The sequence below is a fragment of the Nocardia donostiensis genome, assembly GCF_002081715.1.
Classification (GTDB): Bacteria; Actinomycetota; Actinomycetes; order Mycobacteriales; family Mycobacteriaceae; genus Nocardia; species Nocardia donostiensis.
Genome location: NZ_MUKP01000059.1, coordinates 1 through 20,957 on the forward strand (window position 1 = coordinate 1; position 20,957 = coordinate 20,957).

Annotated in this window: 18 protein-coding genes; 9 read left to right on the forward strand and 9 right to left on the reverse strand. The window is 66.9% G+C overall.

Annotated elements, in window-relative coordinates; genetic code table 11:
- Positions 1 to 1,137: cytochrome P450 (locus B0T44_RS24090; protein WP_176219234.1), on the forward strand; the 1,137-nt coding region annotated here is incomplete at its 5' end.
- Between the two features lie 21 nt (positions 1,138 to 1,158).
- On the opposite strand, the gene B0T44_RS24095 is transcribed toward B0T44_RS24090, so the two are convergent.
- The 4 genes from B0T44_RS24095 to panB form a co-directional block, all read right to left on the reverse strand.
- Complete coding sequence (locus B0T44_RS24095; protein ID WP_081512627.1) at positions 1,159 to 2,208, reverse strand: CHAD domain-containing protein; 1,050 nt, start codon at positions 2,206 to 2,208, stop codon at positions 1,159 to 1,161.
- 2 nt (positions 2,209 to 2,210) lie between these two features.
- Positions 2,211 to 3,173: a prolyl aminopeptidase gene (gene pip, locus B0T44_RS24100; RefSeq protein WP_077116589.1), complete on the reverse strand. Its 963-nt coding sequence runs from the start codon at positions 3,171 to 3,173 to the stop codon at positions 2,211 to 2,213.
- Positions 3,173 to 3,592, reverse strand: coding sequence for a hypothetical protein (locus B0T44_RS24105; protein WP_245839086.1), 420 nt, complete (start codon positions 3,590 to 3,592; stop codon positions 3,173 to 3,175). Before B0T44_RS24105 ends, pip begins: the two co-directional genes overlap by 1 nt.
- A 162-nt stretch (positions 3,593 to 3,754) precedes the next feature.
- A complete protein-coding gene (panB, locus tag B0T44_RS24110) occupies positions 3,755 to 4,612 on the reverse strand; it encodes a 3-methyl-2-oxobutanoate hydroxymethyltransferase (RefSeq protein ID WP_077116591.1) in 858 nt (285 codons plus the stop codon).
- 152 nt (positions 4,613 to 4,764) lie between these two features.
- On the opposite strand from panB, the gene B0T44_RS24115 reads away from it, so the two are divergent.
- From B0T44_RS24115 to B0T44_RS24125, 3 genes are all read left to right on the forward strand, one after another.
- Positions 4,765 to 6,309 carry an alpha/beta hydrolase gene (locus B0T44_RS24115; RefSeq protein WP_077116661.1) on the forward strand — a complete coding sequence of 515 codons (1,545 nt, stop codon included), beginning with the start codon at positions 4,765 to 4,767 and terminating at the stop codon, positions 6,307 to 6,309.
- 72 nt (positions 6,310 to 6,381) lie between these two features.
- Complete coding sequence (locus tag B0T44_RS24120) at positions 6,382 to 7,719, forward strand: glutamine synthetase family protein (protein WP_077116592.1); 1,338 nt, start codon at positions 6,382 to 6,384, stop codon at positions 7,717 to 7,719.
- A gap of 42 nt (positions 7,720 to 7,761) precedes the next feature.
- A complete protein-coding gene (locus tag B0T44_RS24125) occupies positions 7,762 to 10,773 on the forward strand; it encodes a bifunctional [glutamine synthetase] adenylyltransferase/[glutamine synthetase]-adenylyl-L-tyrosine phosphorylase (RefSeq protein ID WP_077116593.1) in 3,012 nt (1,003 codons plus the stop codon).
- Positions 10,774 to 10,775: 2 nt separating this feature from the next.
- Here the strand turns inward: B0T44_RS24125 and B0T44_RS24130 are convergent, their stop codons facing one another.
- The 4 genes from B0T44_RS24130 to B0T44_RS24145 all read right to left on the reverse strand — a co-directional run bounded on the left by B0T44_RS24130 (position 10,776) and on the right by B0T44_RS24145 (position 16,046).
- Positions 10,776 to 11,060 (reverse strand): HPr family phosphocarrier protein, encoded by a 285-nt coding sequence (locus B0T44_RS24130; protein WP_077116594.1) that lies wholly within the window; start codon positions 11,058 to 11,060, stop codon positions 10,776 to 10,778.
- 299 nt (positions 11,061 to 11,359) lie between these two features.
- Entirely contained in the window at positions 11,360 to 12,910 is a 1,551-nt protein-coding gene (locus tag B0T44_RS27645; protein WP_217697486.1) for an alpha/beta hydrolase, read from the reverse strand.
- On the reverse strand, positions 12,907 to 14,373 hold the full coding sequence (locus tag B0T44_RS24140; protein ID WP_245839087.1) for a M20/M25/M40 family metallo-hydrolase: 1,467 nt from the start codon (positions 14,371 to 14,373) through the stop codon (positions 12,907 to 12,909). Before B0T44_RS24140 ends, B0T44_RS27645 begins: the two co-directional genes overlap by 4 nt.
- A complete protein-coding gene (locus B0T44_RS24145; RefSeq protein ID WP_077116595.1) occupies positions 14,370 to 16,046 on the reverse strand; it encodes a CocE/NonD family hydrolase in 1,677 nt (558 codons plus the stop codon). The genes B0T44_RS24140 and B0T44_RS24145 overlap by 4 nt, the downstream gene beginning before the upstream one ends.
- 347 nt (positions 16,047 to 16,393) lie before the next feature.
- Here B0T44_RS24145 and B0T44_RS24150 point away from each other — a divergent pair, with 347 nt between their 5' ends.
- Entirely contained in the window at positions 16,394 to 17,131 is a 738-nt protein-coding gene (locus B0T44_RS24150; RefSeq protein ID WP_077116664.1) for a DUF4191 domain-containing protein, read from the forward strand.
- A 53-nt stretch (positions 17,132 to 17,184) separates the two neighbouring features.
- On the opposite strand, the gene B0T44_RS24155 is transcribed toward B0T44_RS24150, so the two are convergent.
- The gene (locus B0T44_RS24155) at positions 17,185 to 17,640 is read right to left on the reverse strand and encodes an RDD family protein (protein WP_077116596.1); all 456 of its coding nucleotides are present in this window, start codon (positions 17,638 to 17,640) and stop codon (positions 17,185 to 17,187) included.
- Positions 17,641 to 17,889: 249 nt separating this feature from the next.
- On the opposite strand from B0T44_RS24155, the gene glnA reads away from it, so the two are divergent.
- The 4 genes from glnA to B0T44_RS24180 all read left to right on the forward strand — a co-directional run.
- A complete protein-coding gene (gene glnA / locus B0T44_RS24160) occupies positions 17,890 to 19,326 on the forward strand; it encodes a type I glutamate--ammonia ligase (RefSeq protein WP_077116597.1) in 1,437 nt (478 codons plus the stop codon).
- Positions 19,327 to 19,447: 121 nt separating this feature from the next.
- On the forward strand, positions 19,448 to 19,696 hold the full coding sequence (locus B0T44_RS24165) for a helix-turn-helix domain-containing protein (protein ID WP_245839088.1): 249 nt from the start codon (positions 19,448 to 19,450) through the stop codon (positions 19,694 to 19,696).
- Positions 19,697 to 20,164: 468 nt separating this feature from the next.
- On the forward strand, positions 20,165 to 20,485 hold the full coding sequence (locus tag B0T44_RS24175; RefSeq protein ID WP_425436789.1) for a GntR family transcriptional regulator: 321 nt from the start codon (positions 20,165 to 20,167) through the stop codon (positions 20,483 to 20,485).
- A partial coding sequence (locus B0T44_RS24180) for an ATP-binding cassette domain-containing protein (RefSeq protein ID WP_139795344.1) occupies positions 20,482 to 20,957 on the forward strand: 476 nt, incomplete at its 3' end. The genes B0T44_RS24175 and B0T44_RS24180, both read left to right, overlap by 4 nt.

Here is a 20,957-nt window from a genome sequence, read left to right on the forward strand (position 1 = left end):
GTGCAGCCGATCTTCGCCCGCTCCACCATCGACCGGTTCGCCGGACCCATCACCGACGCCGCCACCGACGCCGCCGACCGCATCCTGCGAGCCGACGGGCCGGTCGATATCGGCGTCGAGATGAACCGGCTCACCCTCGATATCGTCGCTCGCACCATGTTCGGCACCGAGCTGACCGGGCCGATCTCCCAGATCCGGTTGACCAACCTGCTGAAGTTCTTCGGCGTCGGCTTCGTCACCAATGTCAGCCGCCCGCTGCGTGCACTGTCCACCTTCCTCGTCAAGCACACAACCCCAGAGGAGCAGCGGGCGGGCTCGCGGCTGCCGATCACGGCCATGCGCTGGCTCACCTGGTTCACCGCACCGCACGTCATGCTGGAACTCACCCGCATCGAACGCGCCGTCGACACTCTCATCGCCGACCATCGCAGCGGCCGCATCGCCCGCAAGGACAACCTGCTCGGCCTGCTCATGGACGCCCGTGACCCCGAAACCGGCCACGCCTACAGCGACACCGAGATCCACGACGAGCTGATGACCTTCATCGGCGCGGGCATGGAAACCTCAGCCACCGCGCTGACCTGGACCTGCAAACTTCTCGCCGAACACCCCGAGGTCCGGGCCCGCCTACAGACCGAACTCCGCGAAGTGCTCGGCGGGCGCACCCCCACCGCCGCCGACGCGGACCAGCTCATCTGGACCAAAGCCGTGCTCATCGAATCGATGCGGCTGTACCCGCCGATCATCGGCCTCACACGAGTAGCGAAAGCACCCGACACCCTCGCCGGTTACCGCATCGAACCGGGCACCACCGTGGTGATCAGCCTGCACGGTGTCCACCACAATCCGAACCCCTGGGCAGACCCCGAACGCTTCGACCCCACCCGCCACCTCCCCGGCACCACCACCCCCGAACGCCGCCACGGCTTCCTGGCCTTCAGCGCGGGCAAACGCATCTGCATCGCCCAGAACTTCGCCATGATGGAACTGGTGCTGTCGCTGGCCGTGATCTACCAGCGCATGGAACTCGAACTCGCCACCGACAAACCCATCCTGCGCGCGCTGTCGTTCACCGGCGGACCGGACGGCCCGGTGCCGATGGCCCCCGTCCCGATCCCCGCGCCTCGACCCGAGTGAGTGCGAACCGAGAGGCTGCGCTCAACGGGGTTCCAGTGCCGCCGCGGCTGCGGGATAACCGGCGAGGAAGCGCCCGGCGGCCGCTTCCTCCACATCGGCCAATACCCGGAACAGCGACGTGTCCTCTCCGGCGGCATGCGCTTCGGCAGCGCGGGCGACGATCGCGGTGTGGGATTCGACGGCGTCGCGGTGATCGCCGAGGACGGTTTGCAGGAGCTTGGCCTGGTTGCCGAGTGCTGCGGCGTGGTCGCCGAGAACCGGGAACGCCGCTTCGCAGGAATACCGTAAACGCTTGGTGCTCTTGCGGATATCGTGCAGCAGTTCGATGCGATCGGCCGCCGCGACGGTGATTTCGTCGCGGACCAGGCCTGCTACCCGCCGCCGGTCCTTCCGCAGCACCGCCGCGAAAAACTCTGTTGCCGGTTCGCCGGCGGCCGAGTCGCGCAGCGGGGGATCGGTGCGCCAGGACGAAAGCCGTTCCCGCAGCGCAAGGTATCGGTAGCTGCCGAGCGCCGACAACACTGCGTCGTGCGCGGCGGAATAGCGGTCGCGTTCGGCGTCCACCAGCCGTCGTGTCGCCGATGCGATCGCGGCACCGGTCACCGTCGTGCCCGGGCCGGGCACGACGTCATCGGCACTGTGTGTGCGGCGGGGCGCATGAGAGGAGACGCCGGAAACATTCCCGGTGGACGTGGCGGCGGCTGCGGCGGAAGGTCGGGCCGTATCGGTTGTGCCTGCGTCGACGGTATCGGGCGCGGATGCGTTCGTTCCTGGTGCGGGCCCGGCATATGTCTGCAGCAATGTGGCGAACCGGTCGCCCCGGACCTCCGCGTCCCTGGCAACTCCGAGCACACCGGCCAGCCACGCCAGTTCGGTGCGAACCTCATTTGTTGCGCCGGGATCGAGCAGCCCGGTATAGGAGCGCAGGATGCTGCGCAGCCGCCGCGTCGCCACCCGCATCTGATGCACCGAATCCGCAGCGTCGCGGCGCACTTCGGGTTCAGCGGTCAGCAGGCGGTCGATATCGTCGCGCAGGGCCGCGGTCAGCGCATCGCCTGCTCGTACCGCCATGATCAGCCTGCTTTCGCGAATCCGTCGGTCGCTTCCACCAGGTGATGGATGATGCCCGGTTCGCTCGCCGCATGACCGGCGTCGTCGACGATGTGCAGCGCCGACCCCGGCCACGCGCGATGCAGTTCCCAGGCGCTGACGGTGGGGCAGACGATGTCGTGGCGGCCCTGCACGATCACAGCCGGGATTCCGGCGATGGTGTGGATATCGCGCAGCAGCTGCCCTTCGTCGAGGAAGCCGCCGTTGCGGACGTAGTGGTTTTCGATCCGGGCCATGGCGAGCGCGAAACGCGGCTCCGCGGCCTCCTCGACCCGACCCGGTTGCGGGCGCAGCGTGCTGGTGGAGCTTTCCCAGGTAGACCAGGCGATCGCCGCGGCGATCGCGATATCGGGGTCGGAGGAGTGCAGCAGCCGGTGATATGCCTCTACCAGGTCGCCGCCGCGTTCGGGCTCGGGCACCGGGGCCAGGAACTTCTCCCATTCGTCGGGGTAGACGTAGCCCGCCGCGCCGTTGTAGAACCAGTCGAGCTCCTTGCGACGCAACAGGAAGATCCCGCGCAACACCAGTTCGGTGACCCGCCGCGGGTACTGCTGCGCATACGTCAGCGCCAGCGTCGAACCCCAGGACCCGCCGAACACCAGCCACCGGTCGATGCCCAGATGTTCGCGCAAGGCCTCGATGTCGGAGATCAGGTGCGCGGTGGTGTTGACCGACAGGTCGGCGTCGTCGGCGAGATGTGGGGTGGAGCGGCCGCAGCCGCGCTGGTCGAACAGTACGATCCGGTACTGCTCGGGATCGAAGAACCGCCGCTGCCACGGTGCGGTCGCCCCGCCGGGGCCGCCGTGCAGGAACACCGCCGGTTTGCCGTCCGGGTTCCCGCTCACCTCCCAGTACACCGACTGCCCGTCACCGACGTCGAGCGTGTCGCGCTCATAGGGTTCCAGTGGCGGATACAGCTCCCGCATCAGAACACCAGACCCGAAGCCAGATCTTTCAACTCCAGCGCTTCGATCGCCTCCTGGCGCACATCCGGGCACGCTTTCGTGGTCGCCCGGTCGATAACCGCTTTATCGCCCAGCACCTGTGCATTGATCGCGCCGTTGCGCAGCGCCCACTCGTGCACCATCGCGTTCAGCCCGACCCGCCCCAACGTAGGCCCCTGCACCCGGAAGTTCGACAGCTCCGGCCGGATCATGTCGCACAGTGCGACGGCCGCGTCATCCGGAACCTCGAACGGCGTCCCCGGCGCAGCCGACGTCTGCCCCGTCGTGGTCGCCGGGGCAGCCGATGTACTCGACTCCGCCCCCTCGTTCGTTCCACCCCCGCACGCGGTCAGCACAACGGCCCCGCAAACCCCAGCCACCACCAGCGCGCCCCGTGACATCCAACCGCGTTCCCGCATCAGTACCCTCTGCTCGAGTAGAAATCGTCGCTACGAGTCTGCCATCTTCGCCCCCACACCACTGCCCGGAACTGGGCATACCCCAAGTCGAACGCGGCCACGGCTGGATGGTGCCGAAGTCGGCACCATCCAGCCGGAGTTGGGTCAGAAGCTGTGTTCGGGGCCAGGGAAGGTGCCGCGCCGGACTTCGTCGGCGTAGGTGGCGGCCGCGTCGCGCAAGCTGTCGCCGATCTCGGCGAAGCGTTTGACGAACTTGGCGGTTTTGCCGCTGCTGTACCCGGCCATGTCCTGCCAGACCAGCACCTGAGCGTCGCAGTCGGGGCCTGCGCCGATACCGATGGTGGGGATGGTGAGTTTGCGGGTGACCTGGCCGGCGAGATCGGCGGGCACCATTTCCATCACCACCGAGAACGCGCCCGCCTCCTGCACTGCGATGGCGTCGGCGATAAGGCCTTCGGCGCCTTCGCCGCGGCCCTGCACCCGGAAACCGCCAAGAGTGTTGACGCTCTGCGGGGTGAAGCCGATATGTCCCATCACCGGGATGCCGGCCGCGGTGATCAGCGCGATCTGTTCGGCGATACGTTCGCCGCCCTCCAGTTTCACCGCGTGCGCGAGCCCTTCTTTCATGAACCGAGTCGCGGTCGCCAGCGCCTGCTGCGGCGAACTCTCGTAACTGCCGAACGGTAGATCGGCCACCACCAGTGCGTGTGGGGCGCCGCGCACCACACCGCGCACCAGCGGGATCAGTTCGTCGGCGGTGACGGGCACCGTGGTGTCGTAGCCATAGACCACGTTGGCGGCCGAATCGCCGACCAACAGCACCGGAATGCCGGCTTCGGCGAACAGCCGCGCCGAGGAGTAGTCGTAGGCGGTGAGCATGGACCAGCGCTCGCCCGTCGCCTTCATCTGCTGCAGATGGTGGACGCGGGTTTTGCGCCGGGCCGGTTGCGTGGTTTCGGATACAGCGCCGTAGGCAGGGGTTTCCGAAGCGGATTCGGACATCGTCGTCCCTTTCGTCTCCTCGAGGCCCGTACGGGTCCCCGGGTCTGGTTGACCAATTCAGTCTGCCACCGGTCCCGGGCGCGCTTTAAGCCCGCGACCAGGTGCGGTTGGTCACACCGGCGGCGGTGTGCCTCGCGGCCGACGCGACTAGCATGGCGGCGGTGTGGAGTGGTGGGCGTGGTGTGCTGGTGACAGTGTTGGCGGCGGCGGTGTTCTCCGGTGCGGCCACCGGATGCACCGTCGAATCCGAAGAAACGGTGCCGCCGCCCGCGCCGACCGGATTGGAAAACTTCTACTCCCAGACCCCGCAGTGGGGGTCGTGCGCCGGTTTCACCGCTCCGGACGAGCGGCTGCCACCGAAAGCCGAATGCGCCCGCATCACCGTCCCGGTCGACTACGCCGAACCGGAGCAGGCGACCGCCCAGATCGCCCTGTCCCGGCTACCTGCCACCGGGGACCGCATCGGTTCGCTGCTGTTCAATCCCGGCGGCCCGGGGATGGCGGGTCTGTCCACCATCACCATCGGCGGCGGCACCCCGCTGGCCGAGCGATTCGACCGGATCGGATTCGACCCGCGCGGTGTCGGCGCTTCCCTTCCGGCGATCTCCTGCCTCACCCCGCAGGAAGCCGACGCAGAACGCGCCGAGAAACCCGAGGTCAACACCCCGGCCGGGATCGCAGCCGACGAGGCGGACAACCGGGAATACGCCGCCCAGTGCGTCGAGCACACCGGTAAAGAATTCCTCGCCCATGTCGGTACCCGCGAGGTCATCCAGGACATGGACATCATCCGCGCGGTGCTCGGCGACCCGAAACTGAGCTATATCGGCTACTCCTACGGCACCCGGCTCGGTGCGGCATACGCGGAGAAATACCCCGGCAATGTGCGCGCCATGGTCCTCGACGGGGCAATCGACCCCTCCCAGGACCCGGTGACCGAATCACTGCGCCAGGCCGAAGGTTTCCAGCAGGCGTTCGACGCCTACGTCGCCGACTGCGTCACCAGTGACGACTGCCCACTGGGCACCGACCCCGGCCAGGCGGTGAAGGAGTTCCGGTCGCTGGTCGACCCGCTGTGGGACCGGCCCGCCGCCACCACCGATCCGCGCGGTCTCAGCTACAACGACGCCATCACCGGCGTCCAGCAGACCCTCTACAGTGAGGAGTTCTGGCCGGTGCTCACCCTCGGCCTGGCCGAACTGCGCGACGGGAACGGCGACACCCTGCTGCTACTGGCCGACCTGTACAACGGCCGCCGTGACGACGGCACCTACTCCAACATCACCGACGCGTTCAACGCCATCCGCTGCGTCGACGACCCGCGCATCACCGACCCGGCTGTCTCGGGCAGGCAGGACATCGAATACCGCAAGGCCGCCCCGTTCCTCGACGACGGCCGCGGCACCGGCGCCGCCCCGCTGGAGCTGTGCGCGAGCTGGCCGGTGCCCAATACGAGCACCCCGCACGACATCGAGGTGACCGGCCTGCCCACCACCGTGGTCGTCTCCACCACCGGTGACCCGGCTACCCCGTACCAGGCCGGGGTAGAGCTGGCCGAACAGCTCGGGGCGGCCCTGATCACCCACGAGGGTGACAGCCATACGGTCGCGTTGAACGGCGGCGTTCCCTGCGTGGACGACGCCGTCGTCGCCTACCTGACCGACCTGAAAACCCCCGAACCCGGCCTGCGCTGCTGACCCCGGGCCGCGACACGAACCCTGATCGGCCATGTAACACGGATTTAACGCCGGATGCTTACTCTCGCGGACATGGATCGCCAGAAGGAATTCGTGCTGCGGACGCTCGAAGAGCGGGACATCCGCTTTGTGCGTCTCTGGTTCACCGACGTCTTGGGCTATCTCAAGTCCGTCGCGATCGCTCCCGCCGAACTCGAAGGCGCCTTCGAGGAAGGTATCGGCTTCGACGGCTCGGCCATCGAAGGTTTCGCCCGGATCTCCGAGGCCGATATGGTCGCCCGGCCCGATCCGTCGACCTTCCGGGTGCTGCCGTGGTCCTCCAGTAAGGGGCACCAGCATTCGGCGCGGATGTTCTGCGATATCACCATGCCCGACGGTTCCCCGTCGTGGGCCGATCCGCGGCATGTGCTGCGGCGGCAGCTCAACAAGGCCGCCGATGTCGGGTTCAGCTGCTATGTGCACCCCGAGATCGAGTTCTTCCTGATCAAGAACGGCACGGAGGACACGAAACCGGTACCTGCGGATACCGGCGGTTTCTTCGACCAGGCCGTGCACGATGCCGCCCCCAACTTCCGCCGCCACGCCATCGACGCCCTGGAGTCGATGGGTATCTCGGTGGAGTTCAGCCACCATGAGGGCGCCCCAGGCCAGCAGGAGATCGATCTGCGTTACGCCGACGCGCTGTCGATGGCCGACAACGTGATGACGTTTCGCTACCTCATCAAAGAGGTCGCCATCGACGAGGGCGTGCGCGCGACGTTCATGCCGAAACCTTTCGCCCAATACCCGGGCTCGGCCATGCACACACACATGAGCCTGTTCGAGGGCGAAGCCAACGCTTTCCACGATCCGGACGACCCGATCAATCTATCGGCGACCGCGCGCGCGTTCATCGCGGGCATCCTCGAACACGCCCATGAGATCAGCGCGATCACCAACCAGTGGGTCAACTCCTATAAACGGCTCATCCACGGCGGCGAAGCGCCGACCGCCGCATCCTGGGGCCGGTCCAATCGGTCGGCGCTGGTGCGGGTGCCGATGTACACGCCGAACAAGGCGTCCTCGCGGCGTGCCGAGATCCGCAGCCCGGACTCGGCCTGCAACCCGTACCTGTCGTTCGCGGTGCTGCTGGCCGCCGGTCTGCGCGGTATCGAAAAGGGCTACACCTTGCCGCCGGAGGCCGAGGACGACGTGTGGTCGCTGACCAGCGCCGAACGCCGCGCCATGGGCTTCCGCGAACTACCGGGAACCCTCGACGAGGCGCTGCAGGCGATGGAACGCTCCGAACTGGTCGCCGAAACGCTCGGCGAGCACGTTTTCGACTTCTTCCTGCGCAACAAGCGGCGGGAATGGGCCGACTACCGCAGCCAGGTGACCCAGTTCGAGTTGCGCGAGTACCTCGGCCTCTGACCGCCGGTAGGCGCGCCGGAACCGACCCGGTAGCTTTGAGGCATGGTCCGGCCACCGTCTGCCCGTTCCGCTGTTCCCGGCGTCGGTCGGCTCGGGTTGCTCGAGCCGACAGCGGCTGCTTCGTTACGGGAACTCGCCTGGGACAATATCGAGAGCATTCCGGTGCTGTGGTCGCTGTCGCGCGCCCCTGACCCGGATCTCGCCTTGGCGACATTGATCCGGTTGCGTGAAGCGCTCGGAACCGACTGGCCGGAGCTGGACGCGGTGCTGCGTACCGACACCGCGCTGCGCGGCAGACTGTTCGCGCTGATCGGCTCGTCCACCGCGCTCGGCGATCACCTGGTGGCCGATCCTGGATCGTGGAAGCTGTTGCACCACAGCGAACTGCCCAGTCGCAACGAGCTGATCGCCGATCTGCTGGCGGTGGTGGAAGCCGAGCCGGAGACCGGCCCGCATGCCGGGCCGATGATCTACCGCGCCGGGGTATCCGGCCCCGAAGTCATCGCTGCGCTGCGTAAACGCTACCGCGACCAGCTCATGCTGCTGGCCGCCGCCGATTTGGCCGCGACCGTCGAGGACGAGCCGGTGCTGCCGTACCAGGTGGTGGGACGGCAGCTGACCGCCCTGGCCGACGCGGCCATGACCACCGCGCTGGCTGTCGCGATCGCCCGTGTCCACGCAGGCGAGGAATGCCCGGGGCGGCTCGCGGTGATCGCCATGGGTAAGAGCGGGGCGCAGGAGCTGAACTACGTCAGCGATGTCGATGTGTTGTTCGTCGCCGAACCCGCAGACAGCACCGCCGCCCGGCTGGCCGCCGAAACCATGAGCATCGCCTCGGCCGCGTTCTTCGAAGTCGACGCCGCACTGCGTCCGGAAGGCAAAGCCGGTGCGCTGGTACGCACCCTCGAATCCCATGTGGCCTACTACCAGCGGTGGGCGCGAACCTGGGAATTCCAGGCCCTGCTCAAGGCCAGGCCGATGACCGGCGACCTCGAGCTCGGCGAACAGTATCGGGCCGCGATCATGCCGATGGTGTGGACCGCATCCGAGCGCCCCGATTTCGTGGCGGACGTGCGGGCGATGCGCCGCCGCGTGGAGAATCTGGTGCCCGAGGAGCTGCGGGAACGTGAGCTGAAACTCGGCAGCGGCAGTCTTCGCGATGTCGAATTCGCCGTGCAGCTACTGCAATTGGTGCACGGGCGGGTCGATGACACACTGCACGTGCAGGGCACCGTCGAAGCGTTGTCCGCGCTCGCCGCGGGCGGCTATGTCGGCCGTGACGACGCTGCCAACCTCAACGCCTCCTATGAATTCCTGCGCCTGCTCGAACACCGCCTGCAGTTGCAGCGGCTCAAACGCACCCACACCCTGCCCCCCGACAACGACGAGGAAGGGATGCGCTGGCTGGCCAGGGCCGCGCATATTCGCCCCGACGGCAGGCAGAACGCGGCCGGAGTGTTGCGCAGCGAGATCCGCCGCAACACCGTCCGGGTGCGCAGGTTGCACGCCAAACTCTTCTACCGGCCGCTGCTGGAATCGGTGGTGCGGCTGGAGCCCGCGGCGTTGCGGTTGAGCCCCGACGCCGCGGTCCGTCAGCTCGCTGCCCTCGGCTACGCGGCCCCCGAACACGCGCTGGGCCATCTGCGCGCGCTCACCGGCGGTGTCTCCCGCAAGGGCCGCATCCAGGCGCTGCTACTGCCGACGCTGCTGGTATGGCTCGGCGACACCCCCGATCCGGACGCCGGGCTGCTGGCCTACCGGCGAGTGTCGGAAGGGTTGACCGACCAGGACTGGTATCTGCGGGTACTGCGCGACGAGGGCGCGGTGGGGCAGCGGTTGATGATCGTGCTCGGCTCCTCGGCGTATCTACCGGATCTGCTGATCAACGCCCCGGAAACCATTCGCATGTATGCCGACGGCCCGGAGGGGCCGCTGCTGTTGCGCACCCAACCCGAGGAGGTGGCGCGCGGCATCCTCACTGCCGCCGCACGCTACGACGACCCGAAACGTGCTGTGGCAGCGTCTCGTTCGCTACGCAGGCACGAACTCGCCCGGGTCGCTTCCGCGGACCTGCTCGGTCTGCTCGATGTGCCTCGGGTGTGCCGGTCACTGTCGTCGGTGTGGGTGGCGGTGCTAGAGGCCGCCCTTCGTGCGGTGATCCGGGCCAGTGAGGCGCAGCGCGGCGCGCCCGCCCCCGCCGATTTCGCGGTCATCGGTATGGGGCGTCTCGGCGGTATGGAAATCGGCTACGGCTCCGATGCCGATGTGCTGTTCGTCTGCGACCCGCGCGCGGGCGAGGACGAAACCGACGCCGTCAAATGGGCCAACAGCATCGCCGATCAGGTGCAGCGCCTACTCGGCGCACCAAGCACCGACCCGCCGCTGCAGGTGGACTCCGGTCTGCGCCCGGAGGGGCGCAGCGGCCCCCTGGTCCGCACCCTCGCCTCCTACGCCGCCTACTACAGTCAGTGGGCGCAACCATGGGAAGTGCAAGCCCTGTTGCGCGCCCACCAGGTAGCGGGTGACCAAGACCTCGGTGTCCGTTTCCTGCACACCATCGACACCGTGCGCTACCCCACGGGCGGCGTCTCCGCCGACGCGGTCCGCGAAATCCGCCGTATCAAGGCGCGAGTGGATTCCGAACGTCTCCCGCGCGGCGCCGATCCCGCCACCCACACCAAACTCGGCCGCGGCGGCCTCGCCGATATCGAATGGACCGTTCAGCTCCTCCAACTGCGCCACGCCCACGAAATCCCCGGCCTGCACAACACTTCCACCCTGCAATCCCTCGATGTCATCGAAGAAACCGAACTGCTCGACGCCGCCGATGTCGATCTCCTGCGCCAAGCCTGGATCACCGCAACTGCCGCCCGCAATGCCCTGGTCCTGGTCCGTGGCAAACCCACCGATCAGCTTCCCGGACCGGGCCGCGAACTGTCCGCCGTGGCGAAGGTCGCTGGTTGGCCTACCGAGGACGGCGGGGAATTCCTCGACCACTACATGCGGGTCACCAGGCGCGCTAAAGCGGTGGTGGAGCGCGTTTTCGGAGAATGAACCTATTCCGGCGGTGCGGTGAGTTCGCGGTAGCGGGATACGAAAGCGGCCAGGGCGCGGCGGTCTTCGAGGCCCGTTGGGCGGTGGCCGCGATCTGTGGTGACGATTACCGGGGTGCCTGCCTGGATGCCCAGTTCCGCCCAGCACCAGGGCAGGACCGGTGCGTTGACGGAGTGGTCGTTGGCGGTGATCGTGAGGTAGGAGGAGAACTTTCCGGCGGTATCGGCGAGAGACGCGGCGGTGTCCGCGGTCAGCGCGCCAGGGGACGGGAACTCTTCGAAGTACACCGCAGAAGCCTTCCGGGTGGGATTTCGAGCCCAGGTAGCGGGAGGGTGGCGCACCCAGCTACCTGAGCGTACCGACGCAGCGGTGACGCCGCCGGAAAGAAACCCGGATGGGGGCGCCGAACGCAGAGCGCTCCAGAGCCGGGGGTCACAAGGCTGTGCGCCGTGACCTGTCCAGGGGTTCGCCCCACCGCCGGTACTGTGTAGCCCGAGGCCGAGCGCGAACGGGCTCGAGCCCGTAGGGGAGGGCCCCAGCGACGCTGCCCCGCTGCGGGAGAGCGTGGGCAGCGTCGCCCCAGGGTCTACTCGGTGCCGCTGTGCGCGTTCAACCAGTCGACGACATCGCCGAGGACCTGGTCTTTTTCGGGCTCGTTGAAGATCTCGTGGTAGAGACCCTCGTAGCGATGCACGGTGAGATCCTCGGTGCCCGCGCCCTTTTCGATCAGATCGGTGCTGGACGGGGCCGCGATGGTGTCGGCCGTGCCGTGCATGGCCAGTGTCGGGACCGTCAGCTTGTCCAGACGACCCTTCACCGCTATCGACGCGTTGAGGATCTCGGTGGCGGTGCGGGCCGGGAGTTTGCCACGGAAGACCAGGGGATCGTTGTCGTAGGCGGCGACGACATCCGGGTCACGGCTGATATCCGACGAATCCAGTTTCAGCACACCCAGGTTCGGGGCGAGCCTGGTCAGCACGGGGGCGAGTAGCCGCTGCGCTGGATTGCCCACCGGAATATCCAGTGGCGGCGCGGACACCACCACACCCGCGACGTCGACCGGTGTCCGCGTAACCAGATACAGCACGACCAGCGCACCCATCGAATGCCCGGTCAGGAACCGCGGTACCTCCGGGAATTCCTGACCGGCCACCTCCAGCAGTTGCGCAACATTGTCGGCGGCCGAATCCATGGAACCGATATTCGCCCGCGCCCCAGCCGACGCCCCGTGCCCGGTGTGATCCAGCGCGTACACCGCGTAACCGGCGTCGCTGAACCGTTTCCCGACATGCTCGTAACGTCCGGCATGCTCGGCTACACCGTGCACCAGCACGATCACGCCGCGTACCGCGTCTTGCGGAAGCCAGGCCCGCCAGGTGATCCGGTTCCCCGCACTGTCGAACGTGCCACGGTCGGCATGCGCGGGCTCGTCGTCGGAGTCATCCTTGCTTGCGCTGACGGCGTCCGCGTCTTCTGCGTCGGTGTCGGTCGGTTTGTCGGCATCTGCTTTGTCGGCATCTGCACTGCCTACTTCAGCTTCGGCCGGTTCATCCGTGTCCGAGCTGTTGGTATCCGTGCCGGCGGGGTCGTCGGTGCCCGTGCTGCCGGTGTCCGCGACGGCAGAGTCTTCTGCACCAACGGTGCCTGCGTCGGTCGGTGCATGTGTGTCCCCGCTGCGGGTATCTGTGCTGGCGGGGCTGTCGGTGCCTGCGCTGTCTTTGCCGGAGCTCACCGATCCGGCGCCGGTCGCCTCCGAGCTCTGCTCGTCCGGAACCGCGCTGCCTACCGCTTCCGGCGAATCCGCATCCGGTTTCAACTCGTCTGCGTCATCCACGCGGGCGGCACCGGTATCAGCGACACGCGATGCGGCTTCCTTCTCGGAAGCCCCGGTGCCGTCCTTTGCGTCAGCCGAAGCGCTACCGCCCGCGCCGGAATCCGCTGTGTCGGCCGGGCTCGCGGTGGTGCTGGCTTCGGCGGCTTCCTCGGTGGTGGCTTCGGGGGTCTCGGCGGTGTCTGCCGGAGTATTGCTCTGCTCGGATTCCGTATCGGCGTCCGGTGTGAGATCGGTGTCGGAAACCGTTGTGGCGCCGGTGTTTGCGGTCAAATCCTGATCGCTGGTCTTGCGACCGCTGCTCATCTGAGAGGCTCCTGATGTCGGGCTGGCGACTGGTCTGCGAGCTGGTCGATCAGCCGCCGGTTGAATTCGATGAGGCGAGAGTAGTTCACCAGTGAGATTCGTTCATCGGTTCCGTGAATACGGTCCAGATCCGCTCGGGTGAACAGCACGGGGGCGAAGTTGCAGCGGGTACTCGCGAGGTCGTCGTAATGGCGGGAATCGGTGGCGCCCGGCACGATACCGGTGGTCACCGCGATACCGGGGACCACTGCGGCGGCGAGATCGGCGATGCGGTCGAACTCCGGTCCCGGAGCGCCGACCCGCGACGGTTCGGAGGACATGCCGATCAAGTCGATCCGGACGCCGGGGTCGCGGATCACTTTCCGGCAGTGCGCGAGCACCGAGCCCAGCGAATCACCGGGCAGGATACGGAAATTGAGCAGCGCCTCCGCGTGCTGCGGCAGCACGTTCGCTTTCGTTCCGCCGCGGATCACGGTCGGTGCGGTGGTGGTGCGCACCATCGCCTCGGTCTGTGGTTGCGCGGCCAATATCCGCTTGACCAGCGGCTGCACTGCTGCGGCCGCGCCGAGCGCACGGCGGCGCAGCGGCGGCATCACCGGACGCAGGCGCGTGAGCATATCCGTGACCACCGGTGTCACCCGCAATGGCATCGGATGATCCTGGACGCGGCTCACCGCCCGCGCCAGCCTGCCGACCGCGGTCTGCTTACCCGGCATGGACGAATGCCCGCCGGTGTGCGACACCGATAACCGGACCGTCGCATAGCCCTTCTCGCCCAGCATGATCGTCGCGACCGGACAGCTGATTCCGTCGGCGACGCCGTCGGTGATCACCCCGCCCTCGTCGAGCAGCAGATCCGCGTGCACACCTTCGGAGCGCAGTTGTTGCGCTATCCGCACCGCGCCCTCGTCGCCGAACACTTCCTCGTCGTGTCCGAACGCCAAATACACGGTGTGCCGCGGACGTACTCCGTCGGCGAGCGCCGACTCCACCGCTTCCAGGATCGCCATCACCCGGCTCTTGTCGTCGATAGCGCCGCGGCCCCAGACGAATTCGTCGTCGACGATGCCCGCGAACGGTGGATGGGTCCAGCTCTGCGGGTCGTCGGCGGGTACCACGTCCTGGTGGGCGAGCAGGATCGCCGATGTTCGTGACGGGTCGGTACCCCGCCAGGTGTAGAGCCTGCTGTACCCGAACAGCTGTAGGTCCAGTTCGGTGTGCACGCGCGGGAACGATCGCTCCAGGTGTGCGCTCAACCGAGCGAACTCGGCGTCGGCTTCGCCGCTGCCGGGTTCCTCCCGCGACACCGTTGCACACCGCAGGGCCTCGGCCAGCCGTTGCGCTGTCGCGGCGTCCACCGGGTAGTCGACGGGACCGCTGCGTGCGCGTGCGACGGGGCCGGCCGGTCCCGGATGCGTGGTGTCGGTGCGGGCGGGCATCCCGTCGCGGCGGGGGCCGGTCATCGCATGGGGGTGGGTAGGTTCACAGGCACTACTGCATTGTTCAACATGGCCGGGTCGAGGCGAACCGTCTCCTCGTTACGCCACTTGGCGAGATTCTCCGGGATACCGCCCGGTAGGTCGGCGGGGCGCGGGTCGGTGAACACCGGCAGTTGCAGGGTGGCTGCGGTGACGGTGACCCGGGCCAGCGATGGGGCGTGCGACCACACGTCGTCCACCACATCGGTGATGAGGATGCCGAGCCGGTGCCCGGGCGCGATCGGCCAGTCCTGGGCGAGTAACTGCACCTCGGCGGTGTCGGCGACCGGGGCGATACCGCGCGTCATCACCAGCGCCTGCCCGTCGGGGGCAATGTCGTACAACTCGACCGCGACGGCCGCCTCCGGCGGGCCGTCCAGTTTCAGCGATGCCCGCGGGATACCGGCCATATGCAACCCGTCCGGCAGCGGTTCGGACACCGACCAGATCTGCCGGTCCGGTCCGGGCAGCAGCCCGCGGTCGATGTAGGTGCCGGTGCGCAACTCGACCGACGTCGTCACCGCGTCCGCAGGCGGCCACGCGGTCTCCGCCCGCCACCGGCCGTCCATCTGTCCGACGGTGATCGCAGGCCCGGGGACGGTCACATCCCGTTCGGCGACGTGCCGGTCGAAGAACGCCAGCAGTTCGCCGTCGAAGTGCGGGGTGCCGCATTTCTCATGACAGTTCCGGTGCCCCCACTGCCCGAACCATGCTTTGTGCTCACCCGGGCCCATGGCGTCCCACAGTTCGAACACCCGGTAAGCCCGAGTGTTGTAGTCGAGGAAACCCTGTCCCAGGAACAGCGGGATGGTGTTGTCCTGCACCTGCCGCACCAGGTCGCGGTCGCGCCAGAACTCGGTGTCGCCGTTGTGGTCGGTGATCTGAGCCTGGTATTCGGTGTAACAGTCCAGCGACAGCGACAGCGCGTTGGCGTGGTACTCCGGTGAATCGGTCGGGTGCCCGGGAGTGCTGGCGATCAACAGGTGCTCCAGCCCGGCGAGGTCAGCCGGGCGCACCCCGTTCTCGGTCACCGGTTTCCCGGAGAACTTCCACGAGATGCCCTGCATGTACAGGTACGAGTACGGGTCGACCACCGGCTCGAACGCTGCCACCGCCGCCAGTCCTTCCGGCTGGGTCGCCAAACCCATCAACCCGGTCCACGCCTCATAGGACGTGCCTGCCAAACCGACCTTGCCGGTGGACCACGGCTGCGCCGCCGCCCACTCCACCGCGGTCGTCACATCCGAGCGTTCCCCCGGTCCGCCGAAATCCAGGCAGCCCGACGAACCGCCGAACCCGCGCAGATCCACGATCGCATAGGTGTAGCCGGCGTCGAGGAACATCTCGGCGGTCAGGTTCTCCACCGACGGTCCGCCCTCGGGCCGCGGCTGGCTCAGATACGCCGCATGCGCCCGATACGGGCTGACGGTCATGATCACCGGCGTCGGCACCTCGTCGGCGACGCCCGGCGGGCGCAGCACGTCCACATGCAGCCGTACCCCGTCCGGGGTGTCGATGTAGTCCTGCCACGAGTGGTACGGCGGCTGCGCGACGCTCACCGGCGCCCATACCGTCAGCGGTACCGAGACGGCTATCGCGGCGATGAACCCGAACAACAGCAGCAACCCACGCGGCGGCAGGACAGAACGTTGGCTCACCCTAGGACTATCGAGCGCGCCACCGAGTTTCGTCCAGCCCCGGAACCTGGGGTGTTCGGTCCATGACGGCAACAGACGCGGTCACTCCGATGCGGCTGTTCAGCTCGGGTGTACCAGGAGCCGACCTGGTCGCCGGTGCCGTCCGGCGGGACGGGGATGCTCGGGTACGCCGAAACGTGTTCCGGCCACTGTGCTCAGGGCGACAGCTGTGATCGGGGTGGTAGCCGTGACCGAGGTCGCATCGTCGCCGTTGACTGCCCGGCAGGCCGGGCGGGACCGATACCAGGCGCGGTGGAGCGCTTCGTCCCGTGGTCGGCGGTACGACACCGAGCGATATCCTGAACGGTATGCCAGCAGGTAAGTCCAGCAAGGAAGCGAAAGCCGCCGCGAAAGCGGCGCGCAAGCAGCAGTCGAAGGAGCGCCGCCAGCAGCTCTGGCAGGCGTTCCAGATGCAGCGCAAGGAAGACAAGCTGCTGCTGCCGCTGATGATCGGCGCGCTGGTGGCCAGCACCGTGGTGCTGTTCGGGATCGGGCTGATCTTCGGCCTGCAGTGGTTCCTGCTGCCGCTGGGCATCCTGCTCGGCGTGCTGCTGGCGTTCATCATCTTCGGTCGCCGCGTGCAGAACAGCGTCTACAGCAAAGCCGAGGGCCAGGCGGGCGCGGCTGCATGGGCGCTGGACAACCTGCAGGGCAAATGGCGGGTGACCAACGGTGTCGCCGCAACCACCCAGCTGGATGCCGTGCACCGGGTGATCGGCACGCCCGGCGTCATCTTCGTCGCCGAAGGCTCTCCGCAACGGGTGCGGTCGCTGCTGGCACAGGAAAAGAAGCGCACGGCCCGCCTGATCGGCGACACTCCCATCTACGACGTGGTGATCGGCAACGACGAGGGCCAGGTGCCGCTCAAACAGCTCCAGCGCTACATCACCAAACTGCCCCGCAATATCGACACCAAGCGGATGGACCAGATCGAAGCCCGATTGAGCGCGCTCAGCTCCCGTAGCGGTGGGCCTGCGCTGCCGAAGGGGCCGATGCCGACCGGTGCGAAGATGCGCGGTATGCAGCGCACTATCCGCAGGCGCTGACTGTTGCGGCGGCGGCCGTGCTCAGCAGTCGGCCGTTTCCTGTCGCGGGCGGGTCAGCGGGCGCGCACCACCGCGGTGCCGGTCGCGCGGTCGTGCATACCGCGTCCGTCGGCGTCGGTGAACAGCGCGGGCACCACGAACACCAGCAGCACCTGACGTGCCAGTGCCCGCACGAAACCCACCGTGACCGGCGCATCGATGCGTATCACCCGCAATCGCAGGAAGTACTGGCCCGGCGTGAACCCGAACAGCGCGACCGCGCCGACGCCGATCACGAACCAGATCAGCAACGTCAGTGACGAGTTGGGCATACCGCCCTCGATCGCCGCCGACAGTCCGAGCGAAATCATCCAGTCGAGAAACAGCGCCGCGATCCGCCGCGCCATACCCGGTAGCGAGCCTGCGCCTTCTTTCGGCAGGCCCAGTTGTTCACCGGGGAATTCGCCGATCGCCGGATCACCCGGATCGGCGGAAGGTCCGGAAAGCCAGGATCCGGTGATACGTCCCATGCACCCAGGATAGGGCTTGCCTTAGCCTTCGCTTCGGGTATGACCAGCCACACATTGTCATGGCTGCGGTGCCTGCACCGCGACTACCATGCTTTTTTGTGCTCGCGTGGCCATTGCCCCGGCGCGGATTGCATGTGTAACACCGGTGAAACACAAGCTTGACGACCGGGAAACACCACATCCATACCGTCTGGTCGCGACGCCCATGCAGTCGACGCTTGCTGGGAACCTATCCGTAAGGAGACTTAAGTGACGTTCAGCACGGCCGACGAGGTCATCAAGTTCATCGCCGATGAGGACGTCGAATACGTCGACATCCGTTTCAGCGATCTGCCCGGTGTGCAGCAGCACTTCTCCATCCCGGCGAAGGCGTTCACCGCCGACCTCGCCGAGGACGGGTTGGCCTTCGACGGTTCGTCGGTGCGGGGTTTCCAGTCCATCGACGAGTCCGACATGCTGCTGCTGCCGGATGTCGGCACCGCGCAGTTGGATTTGTTCCGGTCCGCGAAGACGCTCAACATGGACTTCTTCGTGCACGATCCGTTCACCCGCGAGGCCTACTCTCGCGACCCGCGGAATGTCGCGCGTAAGGCCGAGGAGTACCTGCGGTCCACCGGTATTGCCGATACCGCGTTCTTCGGTGCCGAGGCCGAGTTCTACATCTTCGATTCGATCCGCTACGACTCGGCGATGAACGGTGCGTTCTACGAGATCGAGTCGATTTCCGGTTCCTGGAACACCGGTGCGGAGTTCAACCCGGACGGCACCCTCAACCGCGGTTACAAGGTCCGCAGCAAGGGTGGTTACTTCCCTGTCGCCCCCTACGACCACTACGTCGATCTGCGCGACAAGATCTCCACCAACCTGCAGCAGGCCGGTTTCGAGCTGGAACGCGGCCATCACGAGGTGGGTACCGCTGGGCAGGCCGAGATCAACTACAAGTTCAACACTCTGCTGCACGCAGCCGACGACCTGCAGCTGTTCAAGTACATCGTCAAGAACACCGCGTGGGCCGAGGGTAAGACCGTCACCTTCATGCCGAAGCCGCTGTTCGGTGACAACGGCTCCGGTATGCACGTGCACCAGTCGCTGTGGAAGGACGGCAAGCCGCTGTTCCACGACGAGTCCGGCTACGGCGGCCTGTCGGATCTGGCCCGCCACTACATCGGCGGCATCCTGTACCACGCCCCCTCGCTGCTGGCGTTCACCAACCCCACCGTGAACTCCTACCACCGCCTGGTCCCCGGCTACGAGGCCCCCATCAACCTGGTGTACTCGCAGCGCAATCGTTCCGCCGCGGTCCGTATCCCGGTCACCGGCAACAACCCGAAGGCCAAGCGCATCGAGTTCCGTGCGCCGGACTCCTCGGGTAACCCGTACCTGGCCTTCGCCGCCATGCTGATGGCAGGCCTGGACGGCATCAAGAAGAAGATGGAGCCCCTGGCCCCCGTCGACAAGGACCTCTACGAGCTCCCGCCGGAGGAGGCCAAGAACATCCCGCAGGCCCCCACCAGCCTGTCCTCGGTCATCGACCGCCTGGAAGCCGACCACGACTACCTCACCGAAGGCAATGTCTTCACCGAGGACCTGATCGAAACCTGGATCACTCTCAAGCGCGACCACGAGATCGCCCCGGTGAACCTGCGCCCGCACCCGTACGAGTTCGAACTCTACTTCGACGTGTAGGCCGCTGTAGCGGCCTGACCTGCGACGGAGCATCTACGAAGCGCCTTCCGTCCGCAATGCGTCCACAGCAGTTCCAGACGAGTCCATCCGTTCCGCGATCGCTTCTCCGATTGCGGTCCGGGTGGGCTCTCTGCATTCGGCCGCAGGTGGTAGTAGGCCGGCCATCGAGTTCGCCAACGCCATCCGCGAACGACGGCTGGAACTCGGGCTCACCCAGACACAGCTGGCCCAGCGCGCTGGACTGCGTCAGCCCGATGTTTCCCGCCTCGAATCCGGTGGTGGCACACCCACTCTCGGTATGCTGGACCGATTGGCACACGCACTCGAACTGCGGTTTGTTGCCCGATTCGAAAAGCCGGATGTCGCCTGATCCGCGACAAGTACGCCGATCTTCCCCTCGGCACCGTTGATGCGTCAGTCGTCGCAGTGGCCGAACGTTACCCGGTCACCGTCACCTGGCTAGCGGGTTGATCCACTCCACCTCGGGAAAGCGGGCGAAATCGGTGTCGAAGGAGCGCACCGTCACACCGTGATCGATCGCCAAGGCGGCGAGGTGGGCATCGGGTACCAGTTGTCCGTCGCATAGTGATCACCGACGAGCTTGCCGAGAACCCGATGGTGTCGCTCGATCGTCGGTGCGGTGCCGATATGAGCACCTGGTGTGCCAGGTTTCGGGCGGTGTCGTTCGGGACGCGTTCGCGGAGGGCTTATGCGGTTCCGCTTGCATGAAGCCTCCTGGGGGCTCTATGGTTCATTACATGAGTAGTGAACCACCCAGCCGAGGGAGGTGAGCTCGGTGCTCGAAGACGGGAAGCCGCTCTTCCTGCAGATCGCGGAGATGATCGAGAACTCGATCATCGACGGGACGCTGGCCGAGGACGCGCAGGCCCCGTCGTCGAACGAGCTCGCTGCCTTCCATCGGATCAACCCGGCGACAGCAGCCAAAGGGCTGAATCAGCTGGTAGCGGACGGGATTTTGTACAAGAAACGAGGGATCGGCATGTTCGTCACCGTGGGTGCGCGCGACGCCTTGCGGCTGCGGCGCAGGGAACGTTTCGCCCAGCAATTCATCGACCCGCTCATCGCGGAAGCGGGCAAGCTGGGCGTCGGCATCGACGAACTGAAGGCCATGCTCGACCAGCGGGAGGGAGCGCGATGAGCGCGACAACCATCGATCAGACGGGGCTCGGCGACAGGGTTGTCGCGTCGGCGCGGGGCCTGACCATGCGGTTCGGTTCGGTCACGGCCCTCGAGGATGTGACCTTCGACCTGCGGGAGAACACCATTTACGGCCTGCTGGGCCGCAACGGTGCAGGCAAGACCACGCTGATGCAGGTGCTCACCGGTCAGATGTTCCAGACCTCGGGTGAGGTACGGATCCACGGTGCCATACCGCACGAGAACGCCGGTGTGCTGCAGAACGTGTCCTTCATCAAGGAAAGCCAGTCGTATCCGGCCGATTACAAGGTCGAGCATGTATTGCGCGCCGCGCGGCATCTGCTCCCGCACTGGGATGAGGACTTCGCGCGAGAACTGCTTGCCGATTTCGATCTGCCCACCGGCCGCAAAGTCAAAAAGCTGTCCCGCGGTATGACTTCGGCGCTCGGCGTCATCATCGGACTGGCATCCCG